Source organism: Frondihabitans sp. 762G35 (assembly GCF_002074055.1).
GTDB lineage: Bacteria > Actinomycetota > Actinomycetes > Actinomycetales > Microbacteriaceae > Frondihabitans.
In genome coordinates, this window is record NZ_CP014619.1 from 1,208,857 (window position 1) to 1,224,072 (window position 15,216).

Annotated in this window: 10 protein-coding genes; 6 read left to right on the forward strand and 4 right to left on the reverse strand. The window is 62.7% G+C overall.

Features of this window, described 5'->3' with window-relative positions; all coding sequences use genetic code 11:
• Positions 1-44 precede the first annotated feature (44 nt).
• The gene (locus tag AS850_RS05895) at positions 45-1,160 is read right to left on the reverse strand and encodes a helix-turn-helix domain-containing protein (protein WP_119868274.1); all 1,116 of its coding nucleotides are present in this window, start codon (positions 1,158-1,160) and stop codon (positions 45-47) included.
• An 18-nt stretch (positions 1,161-1,178) separates the two neighbouring features.
• A complete protein-coding gene (locus tag AS850_RS05900) occupies positions 1,179-1,814 on the reverse strand; it encodes a hypothetical protein (RefSeq protein ID WP_123955456.1) in 636 nt (211 codons plus the stop codon).
• A gap of 419 nt (positions 1,815-2,233) precedes the next feature.
• Here AS850_RS05900 and AS850_RS05905 point away from each other — a divergent pair, with 419 nt between their 5' ends.
• The 5 genes from AS850_RS05905 (at position 2,234) to AS850_RS05925 (ending at position 10,333) form a co-directional block, all read left to right on the forward strand.
• Complete coding sequence (locus AS850_RS05905) at positions 2,234-2,944, forward strand: hypothetical protein (RefSeq protein WP_119868276.1); 711 nt, start codon at positions 2,234-2,236, stop codon at positions 2,942-2,944.
• A gap of 289 nt (positions 2,945-3,233) precedes the next feature.
• The gene (locus AS850_RS05910) at positions 3,234-4,784 is read left to right on the forward strand and encodes a DUF3375 domain-containing protein (protein WP_164088398.1); all 1,551 of its coding nucleotides are present in this window, start codon (positions 3,234-3,236) and stop codon (positions 4,782-4,784) included.
• Positions 4,781-5,407: a DUF4194 domain-containing protein gene (locus AS850_RS05915; RefSeq protein ID WP_119868278.1), complete on the forward strand. Its 627-nt coding sequence runs from the start codon at positions 4,781-4,783 to the stop codon at positions 5,405-5,407. Before AS850_RS05910 ends, AS850_RS05915 begins: the two co-directional genes overlap by 4 nt.
• Positions 5,394-8,990 carry an ATP-binding protein gene (locus AS850_RS05920; RefSeq protein WP_119868279.1) on the forward strand — a complete coding sequence of 1,199 codons (3,597 nt, stop codon included), beginning with the start codon at positions 5,394-5,396 and terminating at the stop codon, positions 8,988-8,990. Before AS850_RS05915 ends, AS850_RS05920 begins: the two co-directional genes overlap by 14 nt.
• 56 nt (positions 8,991-9,046) lie before the next feature.
• Positions 9,047-10,333: a Wadjet anti-phage system protein JetD domain-containing protein gene (locus AS850_RS05925; protein WP_164088399.1), complete on the forward strand. Its 1,287-nt coding sequence runs from the start codon at positions 9,047-9,049 to the stop codon at positions 10,331-10,333.
• Between the two features lie 698 nt (positions 10,334-11,031).
• Here the strand turns inward: AS850_RS05925 and AS850_RS05930 are convergent.
• A protein-coding gene (locus AS850_RS05930; protein ID WP_119870161.1) for an IS3 family transposase occupies positions 11,032-12,179 on the reverse strand; the annotation gives its coding sequence in 2 pieces (ribosomal slippage) (positions 11,032-11,912 and positions 11,912-12,179; 1,149 coding nt in all).
• A gap of 41 nt (positions 12,180-12,220) precedes the next feature.
• Between AS850_RS05930 and AS850_RS05935 the strand changes: the two genes are divergently transcribed.
• Positions 12,221-12,718, forward strand: coding sequence for a hypothetical protein (locus AS850_RS05935; RefSeq protein ID WP_123955457.1), 498 nt, complete (start codon positions 12,221-12,223; stop codon positions 12,716-12,718).
• Positions 12,719-13,260: 542 nt separating this feature from the next.
• Here AS850_RS05935 and AS850_RS05940 read toward each other — a convergent pair.
• On the reverse strand, positions 13,261-15,168 hold the full coding sequence (locus AS850_RS05940; protein WP_119868282.1) for an ABC transporter ATP-binding protein: 1,908 nt from the start codon (positions 15,166-15,168) through the stop codon (positions 13,261-13,263).
• Between the last annotated feature and the right edge of the window lie 48 nt (positions 15,169-15,216).

Sequence of the window (15,216 nt, forward strand, 5' to 3'; positions counted from 1 at the left end):
GCCGGTAGAGCGGACTGCTCATTCAAGTTCCCACCGTTCATAGGTCAGACCGCCCGCAGGTTCGCTTGGCTGCGTAACCGAGCTTGTGCATCCCCTTCGAGAGAGAACGTCACAAGCCCGAGCATGAGATCCCGCACGTCCTGTGCGCGCACGTCGAGCGCTCGCGCGATCTCGAAGAATCCTGCGCCTTGGCCACGCATATCGTTCATGACCTGCGTTAGGAGGCTGGAGCTTTCGGCGAGTAGGTCGGAGCCGGGCTCGCTTCGTCGGAAGCCGGCCATTGAGAGTTGCTTCGCCAGTGTGCTGTAGGTCCAGTCTGAGATGACGCCTAGTCGATGCGCACGCAGGTTGAGCGCCATTGCACTCACATGCCAGCGTCTCTTGAGCATCAGGATGTCCTCGAGCATCAAGTTGCCGCGGATCGCGCCAAGGACGTCGGCGCGCGGCATTAAGAAGGAACTGGCAAAGTCGTTCGCTGCCTGCTCCTTTTCCTTTCCTGGTTCAACGTGCAATGACCCGCCGTGCATGACGAGGTGCCCGAGTTCGTGGGCGAGGTCGAAACGTAGTCGTTCGGCGGACTTATGCACGTTCAGGAAGATCACCGGTGTCGCCCCGTGCCGGAACGAAAAAGCGTCGATGGCTTGCAGCGGCCCGCCGGCCGAGTAGACCTTCGCGCCCTTGGATTCGAGAAGCTGCAGAAGGTTCTTGATCGGTGCGACGCCAAGACCCCATGCGCCGCGCAGAGCCTCGGCAGCTTGCTCGGGAGGAAGCTCGTCGTCGGAGTCGAGGATGTCCTGGAGCTCTGGAACCTCGGGAGCTGGTGCCCTATATGTCGCCTCAATCCAGTCCGACAGTTCGATCGCCAGCGTTGACAGGCTTCGTGCTGTCGCTTCGTCCTTCTTCGCGAGTCGCGATGTCGCTCGGAAATGGAAAGCATCCGACGGGGGGAGCGCCTTGACTGGGCGATAGAAGAAGTCGACCGGGAAGTTGAGGACGCGGGCGAATTCACGGATAAGCTCGGGACTCGGTGTCTTCTTGGTGTTCTCGGCTTGAGATACCCAGGGCGCGGTCGTGCCCGCTTCCGTGGCGAGCGCGGTTGCGGTCATCTGTCGGATGGCGCGCGCCATCTCAAGGCGTGCGGGAATGAAGGTGGTGCTCATCGCGGGGAACCCGGCGCCTTAGCGCCGTGCGACGGTGAAGCCGAAGCCCTCGTCTTCTTCGGTGTCTTCCTCGAACGAGAACGCACCGAGCGCCAGGTCGAACGGAGGGAAAATGATCCGCTCCGACCAGCTGTCGATCTGCTTACCGGCCATCGAGGTCGGACGGGATAGCTCCAGAAAAACCATGCCGTCACGCTCGTTGTAGAGCAGGATCCAGAGGTACTTGACGTCGATCTCGCCACCGTCGTCGGTCGGCTGGCCGAACATAGCCATCTGGCCGTTCTCGTCGACGCGGCGCGCGAAGGCCGAGCCCTTCGGGTTCTTGGTGCTCGGTGTGCCCCAGGCGATACCAGTGAACTCGTCGCCGCTGCTGGTGATCAGCCCGAGGTTGAGGTCAGTCTGAGAGAAGTAAGGCAGGTTCTGCGGGTCCGAGCGCTTCCAGTCGAGTTGCAGCAGCATGAGTTGCTCGTGAATGACCTCGACGGTGCGGTACCAGCGTGTCATGTTGGGTGCCGATTTCGGCGCACCATTCGAGTAGGTGCGACTCTCCGCAGCGCCCACCGCGACAGCTCGCTCGAAGACAGTCGCTTGGAGACGCATTGGGGACAGGTGGCGCGCGAGATCCTCGCGGGTCTTGGGGGTGTGAATCGCCATGACGGTTCCTCTCTCGCGGCCGGTGGTGAGTCCCACTCTAGCGGGGGAGTGAAAGAATTACCACATCAAGTCAGGTGCGGCGTGTCGAAGCGTTCAGTTCGGAAACGAAGGCTCCTCGCCCAATATCGCAGCAGGAACTGCGTTCACCACGGCAAGCCCGACTCGGGGTCCGGCGATCGTTGGACTCAAGACGCGGGCAGAGTCAATGGTTCGGTACACCACGCGGTCGCCGTCGATCGTGCCCGCGTACTGACCGGAGGTGTGGAAGACGTACCGGCCCTGGATCGTTCCCAAGTAGCTTCCCGATCTGGCAAACAACTGGTTACCGTCTCGTTGCAACGGACGGCCATTCTATGTGTAGAGCTGAGGCATGTTGGCATTCTCCGTCAGGCCTCCGACATTGCGACTGGAGGATTGGTATGCCGTTCACCGAGGAACAGAAGGTTGAACGAGCGCAGAAGCGTCGCATGACGAACGCACTCAAGGAAGAGGCACGCGCGCATCGTGACGAGGCGAGGCGGCAGGAATGGCGCGAAAAGGGGATGTATCTCACTCGCGAGCAGGCGACCGCAGGTGAGATATGTCGTGGCTGCGGACTACCGGTCATCGACAACCTCGGCAGCTGGCCGGGGACGATGTACCTCACGGACGAACAGCGCATCATCTACGACGCGGACCACGAGCGCTACCGCGAGATGCATCCGAACTGTGATGCGCACCGCTGGAGCATGGCCGGTTCACGTGCGACGCATTGTGGCCACTGCTGTCCGCCGATCCCGATGTCGCGCGAGCAGGCAGAGAACATCCAGCGCATCTTTGCCACCGTCTCCGAGCGTCGGGAGGAAGAACTCGATATCTGGGCTCGAACCCTGACATGTGGGCACAGGGTCGAGCAGAGCGTCCACCACACCAACCGGGAGCCGAGCTTCTCGACGCAGTGGTGCCCGGAGTGTGAGATCACCCGAGGCGTCGTGACGTCGGAGAAGGTGGTCGAAGCTGCGGCGCGGATGGCGGAAGCGAACCGCAGGCGCGACGAAAAGGTTGCGCGCGCGGAGCGTGAAGTGAAGGAGGCGGAGAAGGCGGCTGCTGCGGCCCGTAAAAAGCTTGCCGAGGTTCAGGCTGAGCGCTGAGCGGTGGAATCAATAGTTCGGAATCGCGGCCGCTTTTTGTCAGGTGTCGATGCGGATGCTGCGTTCGCCTGACTGTCGACGGTATTGATCAACGCTGCAGTCGGCGAAATAAGGCTGAAGTGGTCGCGCGCCTCCGCGGTTGTGGGCATTGTCCACGCGTCACAGCCAAGCGAACTCGTGACACTCCGTACTTAAGGCCCATTCTTAGGCCGAATTGTCGGTGCCTTACAGCAGACTGGACTTTGAACCTGGGCGTGTCCGATCGCCACCGGACGACGAAGGGGTGCCAGTGACCATCCAGCAACGTCACGATGAACTCCTCAATCTGCGCCGCAACCATCCAGCATGGCGGCTTCTGGCCGCAGACAACGCCGGACTCGTTCTTGGTTTCTGCGATCAGGTTTTCCTCGAACCAAACGTTCGTCAACTTCCCGGACCGATTCTTCTCGAGAAGCTGGATGACCACCTTCATGAACTCCGCAAGCTCGACGGTGACGGAGCCACCACCTACCCGCGCGCTCCCGAGGCGTATCTCGCCGAGTGGGCCGATCCGCAAACCGGGTGGCTGCGCCGGACGTATCCAACCCGCGGGACGGGGAGTGCCCGCGATGCTGTGGACGCCGACATCCCGCACTATGAGCCGACCTCCGCTGTCGAAACTGCGTCGGAGTTTCTGCGCAGCCTCGGCCGACGAGAATTTCTCGGCACCGCCAGTCGCCTTCTTACGGTGCGTGATCTGCTGCGTCAGATCGCCGCCGGTGCTGCTACAGACCCTGAAGTTCGACTCGCCGCGCTGCACCGGCAACGTGCGGAGATAGACGCGCAGATTGCTGACATTGACGCTGGCAACGCGCCGAGTCTGGACCCCACGGCGATCAGGGAACGATACGCCCAAGCCGTTGGTACTGCCCGTGAGCTACTCACCGACCTCCGGGAGGTTGAAGAGAACTTCCGCAGCCTCGATCGCGATGTTCGCCGCCGCGCGACAACCTGGGACGGGCCGCGGGGTGAGTTCCTCGCCACTGTCTTTGGTTCCACTGCCGAGATCGGCGCGTCCGATCAGGGCCGTTCGTGGAAGGCATTTTGGGAGCATCTACTCTCTGCGCGACAGCAAGCGGAACTGCGCGAACTGCTCGTTCTATTGCCCACGATTGATGCGCTGACGGGTGATGACATTTTTCGTCCTGGGCAGCTTGACGACCTCCTTCGCATCGACATCATGATCGCTGCTGATTCCACCCAGTCCACCGTCGCTTCTCTGTCGGCGCAATTGCGCCGCTTCCTCGATGAGCAGACTTGGAGCGAGGGGCGAAGAATCAACGAGGCTATCCGCACGAGCCTCTCCTTGGCACTTGATCTGCGCGATGACTCCACTCGCCCTGGCTATGCTGTTGTGGAACTTCGTCCTGACATTTCGATGCCGACCGAACGCCCGTTGTATACGTTGCGTGAAGCGGTTGCCATTGATTCCACCACCGACGATGTCGAATCCGACTCCGACGATCTCGGCGAGTTGGCCGATCTCCTCGATCTCTCGTGGATCGATATGGAAGCGCTCCGGGTGCACATCTCATCGGTACGCGAAGCCCACGGCGGGACCGCTACGCTGCGGCAGGTGATCAAGGACCATCCTCTCGACGATGGCCTTGCTGAGCTCGTCGGGTACCTGCAGATCGCCGATACTGATGCCCGCGTCATTACCGACCGTGACGAGCTTGTCGACTGGATCGATCAGGGTGGGCGACACCGTGAGGCTCGAGTCCCGCTTGTCCTGTTTGGCCTCACCGACCACCCTGCTGACTCGTCGGATGAGATACACGAGGAGAGGAACAGGCGATGACGGAAAACGCCGAAGTCTCCGTCGCGCTTGCCCACCTGCTTGGCGGGGTCTTATACGCGGAGGACCAGCCCGCCGTGTGGGCGACCGTGTCCACCAAGACCGCACAGTTGCGTGACCACCTTGCCCCCTTCGGGCTGCGCCTTCTCATCGATGATGTCGAGAGCTACGCCTTTTTACGCACCATCGATGAGCTGCCTGAAGGCATGCCGCGCCTGTTTCGTCGTCACAGGCTCACGTTTGGCGCCACCATCCTGTTGATCTTGCTGAGACGGCACCTGACTACTGCGGAGTCGGACGCCACAGCATCTCGGATTGTTGTCACCACCGCTGAGATGGTCGAGTGGCTCCAGCTCTACCACCCCGACGGCACGACCACGGAGAGGATCTCCGGCGACATTCTCGGTGTTGAGCGGCTCGGCTACCTGCGCCGTTTGCGTGGGCACGATGATACCTACGAGATCCGCCGCATCGTCAAGGCGATAGTCACGTCCGACTGGATAGCCGCATATGGCAATCGACTCTTAGTACACGCGTCGGGCGGTGATCCGGCTACAAACCCCGACGAGTTCTCAGGCTCGGACACTCACACTCTGACAATCCGGGGGAGCGATGACGACGACTGAGCGGCGCCTTGACGCATTCAACGAGCAGCCTTCCGAAATTCGTGACCAGGCGAAGTCCAACGCCTCCGCCGCTTCAAACGAAGACCCTTCGGACGGGTTCACGGGGCCGACCGTGGGGGACGCTCACCCAGGGCCCGTCGCTATACAACCGCGCGATGGCATCCGGCTCGAGCAATTTCAGATGCTCAACTGGGGTACGTTCGACCGTTCCGTACAGCGACTGAAGATGTTCTCCGGAAGCACCCTTCTTACCGGCCAGATCGGAGCCGGCAAGTCCACCGTCGTCGACGGCCTCACGACGCTCTTCGCTGACACCAGCCGAGTGACCTTCAATCTTGCTGCCGGCGCGGATCGACGAGAACGCAACCTCGCCACCTACGTTCTCGGAACATACGGACGCACTCGCGACGAAGACACGGGAACTAATAAAGCTGAGACCCTGCGCACCGCCAAAACCGCCTACAGCGTCCTACTGGCACGCTTCACCGGCCTTCCTTCGCGTGCAGCAAGCGACACAGCGGCTGTGGACTTGCGCACGCCGAAGCAAACGGGTCAGCTGACTGCTGGTGTCGTGTTCTGGTTCCCTGAAAACAGTCTCAACCCGAACAAGCTCTACTTCACCTGCCCCAGCCACCTCGACATTACCGAGCATCTGATTGGCCATCGAGATCACAGGGCGGTCCGTGCCGCACTCCGCGACGCCGGCGCAGAGCTATTCGAAAACAACTACCGCAGCTATCAACGCAGCCTATGTCGACAGCTCAACTTGTCCTCCAACGCGCTCAAGCTTCTCGTGCAAACCATCTCGATGAAGCAGGTCGGGAATCTGACTGGGTTCGTCCGTGAACACATGCTCGACGAGACCACTGCTCCCGCGGAGATCGCCAAGATCCTCGACCACTACGCTGATCTGCTTCGCGCACACGAACTTGTGCAGGAAGCCCGACGGCAACTCGAAAGGCTCGAAGCACTGCGACGCGACGCTGACGCCTACGACCGCGCCATCACCCGCATTGACTCCTCCCGCGATGCCGAACACGCTGTACAGCACCGGGCCGAGCAACTGCGCGCCACCATGTTGGAAGAAGCACTCGCGCATGTAGAGAGCAATCTGCCTGGTCTGCGTGCCAACCGCGATCAGCTCGCGGAGCAGGTCAGGCAGGCGGCCGCCCGATTCACACAGAACGAAGTTGCCATTGCGACGAACGGCGGCGCAGTCCTGCGAGAGGCCGAGCGTGAACTTGAGCTTGCTCAAGAGAGCCTACAAAACGTAGCGTCAGCGGCAGCCGACCTTCAGCGTCTAGCCGCCACTCTCGACGTCGCACCCTTGGCAGGAATCGCCGATTACCCCCGCTTCACCTCCGACGTGGACAACGCGGCGATCGCGCTCACCGGTGGCGTGTCTGCTATGCGCGACCAGGTGTTCGAGACGGAGAGAGCCTTCCGTGAAGCAAACTCAGTCCTTAGTCGTGCACACGAGGAATATCAGGCCGCAGGCCTGGCCGCCAGCAACGTTCCTCAAGAGCAGCGGCAGATGCGTGATCGCATTTGTGCTGAGCTCTCCCTCCCTACCGCTGATTTGCCGTACGCGGCCGAGCTGCTAACGGTGGCTGCCGACGCCCAGGAATGGGAACTGGCGGCTGAGCGGCTTCTTCGGCCCTTTGCCTTGGCGCTGCTCGTCCCACCGCACCACTACGAGCGCGTTGCAACCTGGGTCGATGCGAATGACTTGCGAGGGCGCCTTGAATACCATCCTGTGCCGGCCGGTGCGCCGGTTCCCGCCTCGGTAGACATGCGCACAATGGCCTCCTGTATCGAGGTGCGATCCGACACGTTCGCGACTGCCTGGCTGACCTCGGAGATCGCACGCCGCTATGACCACGTCCGCGTCGATGCCGCCCCCGACATGCGCGGACACCGCCGTGCGGTCACCAGAGCAGGGCAAACGAAGGACGGTTCGCGGCATGTGAAGGACGACCGGCGCCATCTTGTCGGTCGGAGCAACTACGTGCTTGGCTGGGACACGGCAGTCCGTCGCGAGGCGATTGCGGCCGCCATACCGGGCCTTGAACAAACAGTCACTGATGCCAAGAGCGTCGCCGACGCTGCAGCCATTCGGCAGAATCAGCACGGTGAGCGAATCCACGCGGTGCGCCAGATCCGTGAACGGTTCTCAGACCTACCTGCAGTTGACGTCGGTGCAGCACACGATCGAGTCCAGCAGTCCGAGGAGATGGTCGCCTCGTTCGCTTCCGACGCCGACCTCGCGCACTTTCTGAAGGTCAAGTCGCGACTTGAAGGTCAGATGAAGGATCTCGACGAGCGCCGCTCACTGGCGGAGAATGCAGTTGGCGCAGCCGAACAGACCAAAACCGAGCACGTCGCCGCCGTTACCCGCGTCCAAGCCCGCCTCGAACATCTCTCTCAACCCGACCTCGATGACAACGCGACCGAGGCGCTCACCGAAGCGATCGCGGAAGTACCTGGCCCCGGTAGCCTCGACCAGATCGGGAGCTGGCAGCGGGAGGTCAGCGCCCACCTCAGTAACCGCGCCGAATCTGCGCGGAACACTCGTGAACGCGCTGGTCAGCGTCTTGTAGGCCATATGAAGGATTTCGCGAAGGAGTGGCCTCTCGTAGTCGGTGAGATCATCACGACCGATCCATCCTCGCGCGTCGATTTTCTCAACATGCGTGATCGACTCGAACTCGACGACCTACCCCGCTACGAAGACAACTTCCGGACCGAGCTCGAAACTAACGCCATCCACCATCTGGCACGGTTCAGCGTCGGACTCGAGCAGGAGTCTCGCAAGATCGCCGAACGCATCGACGTGATCAACAACGCGTTGCACGACATCAACTATCGACCAGGCACCTACATCAAGCTCGTTGCCGACCCCACAACCGACGCCATGGTTCGTGACTTCCGCAACCAGCTCGAAGCGATCACCGGCGACACGATGCTCGGTGATGACGAAACCTACGCCGAAATCCGATTCCTCCGCGTCAAAGAGCTCCTCAACCGTTTCGCAGGACGCGAAGGCTTCACGACCGCCGACCAGTCCTGGACCGCCAAGGTTACTGACGTCCGCAACTGGTTCGTTTTCTCCGGCTCCGAACGAGCCCGCCTCGACGACGCCGAGATAGAACACTACGAGGACTCGGGCGGTAAGTCCGGTGGGCAAAAAGAGAAGCTCGCCTACACGGTCCTCGCCGCCTCCCTGTCCTACCAATACGGCCTTGCCGGCGGGCGAGCCAACGCATTTCGGTTCGTGATGATCGACGAAGCGTTCGGCCGAGGGTCCGAGGAATCTACCAAGTTCGGACTTGAACTGTTCAGCCGCCTCGGACTGCAACTTCTCACCGTCACCCCGCTACAGAAGATCCAGGTGATCGAGAACTACGTGGACGCTCTCGCCTACGTGAGACCGACAGACACCCGCAGTCAGCTGATCAGCATGCCAATCGAGGAATACCGCGCCAAGCGCAGAAGGCACGGCGCTCGGGCATCAGAGAAAGACCCATATCTTCCCGCCGAGAACGACAGCAGCCATGACGGCCCCACCGAAGGTTCGTCATGACGTCCACACGACTCGCTCGCAGCGATTCGCCCACGGGACCTCGAGGCTGGTCGACTTTGGCTACCGTCACATCAGCCGCTCGCAAACTATGGGATCGCGGCGCCATTTTGCGCGAACTCAACCTGCCGCCCGAGGAATGGGTGTCTTTTCCGCACCGCGTCCGCCTTTCAGGGCCGTCCGCAGCTGACCTCGTCGAGTATCGTGCAGATGCCCAGGCCTGGTCACGGACACTCAACGACAGCGCTGCGAACGCCGAATGGAATCTGGTGACCAAACGTATCCGCGCAGGCGTCCTCGGCATGCAGACTATTCCCACGGCTGCGATCATCTCCACGCCGACGGTCGCACTCAACCTACTCGGCCGCGCACAAACCGCTGACGCCAGTACATATCGCGAGCTACTCGCTGCCACTGAAGTACTCGATTACCTCGCGCGAGAAATTGCACTTCGACGCCCCTTTGACGTCCTCGCGGCTGGTGATGAATGGCCCATCTTGGTGAAAGTCGCTCAGTGGCTTCTCGCGAACCCCCGGCCCGGCATCTACGTCCGCCAAGTACCAGTGCCCGGTCTCCACACGAAGGTCATCGAGCAACACAGACCAATACTGACGAGGCTCCTCGATACTGTGCTGGCGGCAGCGGACATCGCGCCCCAACACTCAGATTTCGCCCACCGGTTCGGCTTCATCAACGAAGCCCGATCGGTGCGGATCCGTGGAGACCGAGGTGTGCTCGGCCTACCTTTACAGGGAGCCGAGCCGACGTCGCACCTAGAATCCGATGCTGCGCCTGCCGCCCGACCTGCCCTGGTGCATCCGACACTTGGCGTTCTTCTCACCGACGACTCGCTTGGTGACGTAACTTGGCCTGTCACGGCACTGGCCGCCCTAGACGCGCCCGCAGTCGGAGTGCGTGAACTCGTCGTCGTGGAGAACAAGATCTCCTTCCTCACCACGCCTCACCAGCCAGGCCGACTCATACTGTGGGGCGCAGGCTATGGAGCAGACCAACTCCTCCACGCGCTGGAATGGCGCGATCGGGTAGCCGTGACCTACTGGGGTGACCTTGACACGCATGGGCTTCACATCCTCGACGCTGTCCGGGCCCGCGCGCCTCAAGTGCGGAGCGTGCTTATGGATTTGGATACCCTCGAAGCCCACAAGCCGTACTGGGGTCGTGAAGGTCGTCAGCGTGCAGGGGCACTGATTCACCTCACCGAAAGCGAGCAACTTCTCTATCAAGCGCTGCTCCACGGTGAGTTCGGCGAATCCCTGCGGCTCGAGCAGGAGTACATCGGCTACGAGCGCGTGGCGTTCGCGCTGTCGACACCAAGTAGCCGGTAGCGGGGGCCAGCTCGGAACCGACTCCTGACGAGCGCCCAGGCGTAGTCGTTTCCGATCTTGCGGAACACTCCTCAGTTCACATACCGACTAGCCAGAGCCCCTGACGAATGCACCGTTGCCACAAGCGTAAGCCGCCCCAGGGAGAACGTGCAGCATACGCAGCACTGCGCACCGGAGGTCATGCATTCCAGGCTAGGCCACACCTTCGACGGTAGTTTGTCCTGTTTGCCACGAATGGTAGCTGTGGGCGCCGGGGGGTCGGCTCTTCGTCTGCGGGGGCCAACGGAGGCCTATGTGCCTCAGAGAGCGGGCTTTCCTGCACGCCAGGGTATTCGCCGTAATCGAGGTAGAAGGTGCCGTCATCGGTCAATGACGCCGCCCACCCGGTACCGCGACCTTTCACAACGACTAGTTCACGATTGTGTAGCGCTCGTGCAGTGATCCGGTGGGCCCAGTCCTCATAGACACCGGGGGCACACCCGTCGCGCACCCAGATCAGTACTTCGATCTGGGTCGGATTCAACGGCAGGTTGCGACCACCCATACTTCAATCTTTCCAGAAGCAGGTGCGGACGCGGAGAGGAGCGATGTTGGCCCAACAGGCGCGACAACGGCAAGGCGCGAATGCGCGCCACCAGAATCGCTGGTGCATGCCCGGGGCTGCTGATGTTTTGTTTTCCAGGTGAGTGTTGCTGGTTTCAGGCCACCGCAGTGGCTCTTTGGGAGAGTAGCTCGAACTCGATCGGTGTGAGCCTCCCGAGGCCTCGCTGGCGTCGCTTTCGGTGATAGGTCCGCTCGATCCAGGTGACGATCGCGAGCCGCAGCTCCTCCTTCGTGGCCCACCGTCGCCGGTCGAGGACGTTCTTCTGCAGCAGCGAGAAGAAGGACTCCATGGCCGCGTTGTCGCCACACGCACCGACCCGGCCCATCGACCCGGTCAGCCCGTTCGACTTCAGGGTGCGGACGAAGACCTTCGACCGAAATTGAGAACCTCGATCCGAGTGCAAGATCGTGTCGACGGGTCCGCGGAGACGGATCGCGTTCCGCACCGCCGACACGGCAAGCCCTGACGTCATCCGGTCGCTGATCGAGTAGCCCACGATCCGGCGCGAAAACATGTCCTTGATCGCACATAGGTAAAGCTTCCCGGTGTCGGTCCGATGCTCCGTGATGTCCGTGAGCCACAGCTGGTTGATGCGGTCGGCACGGAACTGGCGAAGGACGAGGTCGTCATGCACTGGTGGGCCGGCCTTGCGTGTCAGGCCCCGTTTCTTGGCATGCAAAGACCACAGCTGTTGCTCGGAGCAGAGTCGCCACACGCGCCGCTCGGACGCGGTTACACCCAAGTCGGCGATCTCGTCGGCGACGAACCGATACCCGAACTCGGGGTCGTCGCGGTGGATATCGAGGGCGAGGTTTGTCAGGTGGGTGTCATCCCAGTCCCGCTGCGAGACAGGGTGGCGGCGCCACTTGTTGAAGCCTTGGGTGGAGAACCCCAGGACCCGGCAGGTCACCGTGACGGGGATCCCGTCACCGGCAAGGTCGAGGACCAGCGGGTAGATCATTTTGGGGGCAGCTCCCGGGCGAAGAACGCCGCCGCCCGCCTCAGGATCTCGTTCTCTTGCTCGAGGAGACGGTTGCGTTTCTTCAGCTCCCGCAACTCTTCAGCGTCGGCTTGTTTCAGCCCGGGGCGGACGCCTTCCTCGACGTCGGCCCGTTTCAGCCAGTTGGTCAGTGTCCCCTCGCTGATCCCGAAATCCTTCGCGATCTGAGCAAGTGGTGCTTCGTGCTTTCTCGCGACGGACACGACGTCGCGACGGAACTCTTCCGGATAGGGCTTTGCCACAATGGCCATCCTTCCAGGAGGACAAAATCCTCACAGGCTAGATGGAAACTAAACCCTCAGCAGTCCCGCTCGCCCCGAACGAAGGGTTCATCCCAAGCTTCGGAATTCCCAGCGCAACAAAGAAGACGTTCGACATCAAGTTGGAGACCACCCACCGCAACGGCGAAGCCAGCGGCCCGCCCCAAATGATGCTGTCTGCGGGCAATCTGAACACCGCAGCACTGTCCCTGTTCCTCGCGCTCCACCTCGCCGTCGAACCGATCGTCCCGTGCCTTGTCTTCGATGACCCCGTCCAAGCAATGGACGAAGTACATGTGGCACAGTTCGCTGGACTCGTCCGCCTGCTTTCGAAGCAGAACGACCGGCAAGTCATAATCGCCGTCCACGAACGCGAACTGTTTGATTACTTAGCTCTCGAGCTCAGCCCGGCCTACGAAGGCGACGAGCTCATCACCATTGAACTCGGCGAACGCGCAACCGAGGAAGATCAAGGCATCACCCGCCACCTCTGGGCGCCAGACGCTGCGATAGCCAACTAGCTTCGATCTGCGGGGAACCTCGTCGGATTTTCGGACGATCTGTTTCAGGAAGGTGGGCACTGGAACCGTGCACGCGAGTGCTCGTTCACCGTCCCTTTGACCTGGTCAACTCAAACACCGACATGGCGTGGAGTTCTTGGCCGGTTGACCTCTGCGAAGTCCCAGACGCTATCAGTGGCATCCCTGCCGCGCCCTTGAAGAAGGGGACCAAAAGGGGACCAGAATCATGCAAATGATGCGTTTCATGACTTGCTCTGCATGATCTGAGGCCCAGAATCACGCGGTAGTCGAGCCAAACGGAGCCATGCTGATGCCTGGGGGTCAAGGGGTCGCAGGTTCAAATCCTGTCAGCCCGACCATGCAGAACGGGTCGCCTTCGGGCGGCCCGTTCTGCATTTGCGAGGGCTGACAGCGGGGTCCCCGTCGCCGGTTCCGACGCGTCGCGGAGCGACGTGTCGGCCGTGCCGATGGGGCGCAGCCCGACCGCAGCAGAGGGACCGCCTCCGGCGGTCGGCCTTTCACACGGCTCACCCCCACCGCACTCAGCGACCAGGTCGACTCAGCGCTTCCTCGTCGGCCGCGACGTCTTTCTGCACCGCGAACTGGGTCCGGTGCAGTTCCTCGTACCGGCCGCCCGCCGCCAGCAACTCCTCGTGCGTCCCGCGCTCCACGATGGAGCCGTCCTCGACCACGAGGATCAGGTCAGCGCTGCGGATGGTGGAGAGGCGGTGGGCGATCACCATCGCCGTCCGGCCCTGGAGCGCCTCGCTGAGGGCCGCCTGCACGGCGGCCTCGGACGTCGAGTCCAGCGCCGCCGTCGCCTCGTCGAGGATGACGACGCGCGGCTGGGCGAGCAGGAGCCTCGCGATGGTCATGCGCTGACGTTCGCCTCCGGAGAGGCGATAGCCCCGCTCGCCCACCATGGTGTCCAGCTGGTCCGGCAGGGATCGGATGAGCGGCTCGAGCCGCGCCCGGCGCACGGCGTCCCAGACCTCGTCGTCGGTCGCCTCCGGCCTCGCCAAGCGGAGGTTCGAGAGGATGGTCTCGTGGAACAGGTGGCCGTCCTGCGTGACCATGCCCAGGCTGTTGCGCATCGACACGAAGGTGACGTCGCGGACGTCCGTTCCCGCGAGGCGCACGGCGCCGCTGTCGACGTCGTAGAGGCGCGACAGGAGTTGCGCGATCGTGGACTTGCCGGCACCGGACGTCCCGACGAGGGCGACGGTCTGCCCCGGCTCGATCCGGAAGGAGACGCCGTGCAGCACCTCTTCCCCGCCGCGGGTATCCAGCGTGGAGACCTCCTCGAGAGAGGCGAGGGAGACCTTGTCCGCGGACGGGTAGGCGAAGCGGACGTCGTCGAACTCGACGGACACGGGGCCGTCGGGGACGGCGACGGCGTCGGGCTTCTCCGTGATGAGCGGTTCGAGGTCCAGCACCTCGAAGACGCGCTCGAAGCTGACCACCGCGCTCATGATCTCCACGCGCGCGTTCGCGAGGCTGGTGAGGGGTGCGTAGAGGCGGGTGAGGAGGAGTGCCAGCGTGACCACCTCACCGGTGTTGAGCTGACCGGCCAGGGCGAGGACGCCGCCGAGCCCGTAGACGAGTGCGAGAGCGAGGGCGGAGACGAGCATCAGGGCGGTGAAGAAGACGAACTGCAGCATCGCGGTCCGGACTCCGATGTCCCTGACCCGGGCGGCGCGGACGCGGAACTCCTCCGCCTCCTCGTCGGGACGGCCGAACAGCTTGACGAGCGTGGCGCCGGGTGCCGAGAAGCGCTCGGTCATCTGCGTGCTCATGGCGGAGTTGTGATCGGCGGCCTCGCGACGCAGCGCGGCGAGGCGGCTGCCCATGCGGCGCGCGGGGATCAGGAAGAGGGGGAGCATGACCACGGCCAGAACCGTCACGAGCCAGGACGTGCTGAGCATGACGATCAGGGTGAGGGTCAGCGCCACGAGGTTCGTGACCACGCCGGACAGGGTGCCGCTGAAGGCCTGCTGGGCACCGATGACGTCGTTGTTGAGGCGGCTCACGAGGGCGCCCGTCCGGGTGCGGGTGAAGAACGCGATCGGCATCTTCTGAACGTGGTCGAAGACGGAGGTGCGGAGGTCCAGGATCACGCCCTCGCCGATCCGCGCCGAGAACCAGCGCGTCACGAGTGACACTCCCGCGTCGGCGACGGCCACGAGGGCGATGACGACGGCGAGCCACACGATCGTGGCGACCTCGCCCTTGGCGGTGATGACGTCGACCACCTGGCCGGCGAGAACCGGCGTCGCGACGGCGAGGAAGGCTCCGACGACGGAGAGGGCGATGAAGATCAGCAGCTTGGACCGGTAGGGCACCGCGAACGTCATGATGCGCCGGACGGACTCCCGGGAGATGCCGTTCTTGCCGTCCCGGGCGGAAGAGATCTTGTAGAGCGAGCTCCAGGCCGCGCCTTCCATGCTCATTGCGGTTCCTTCCGTGGGCGGATGGCCCAGCTTAGAGGGCTGGGTGCC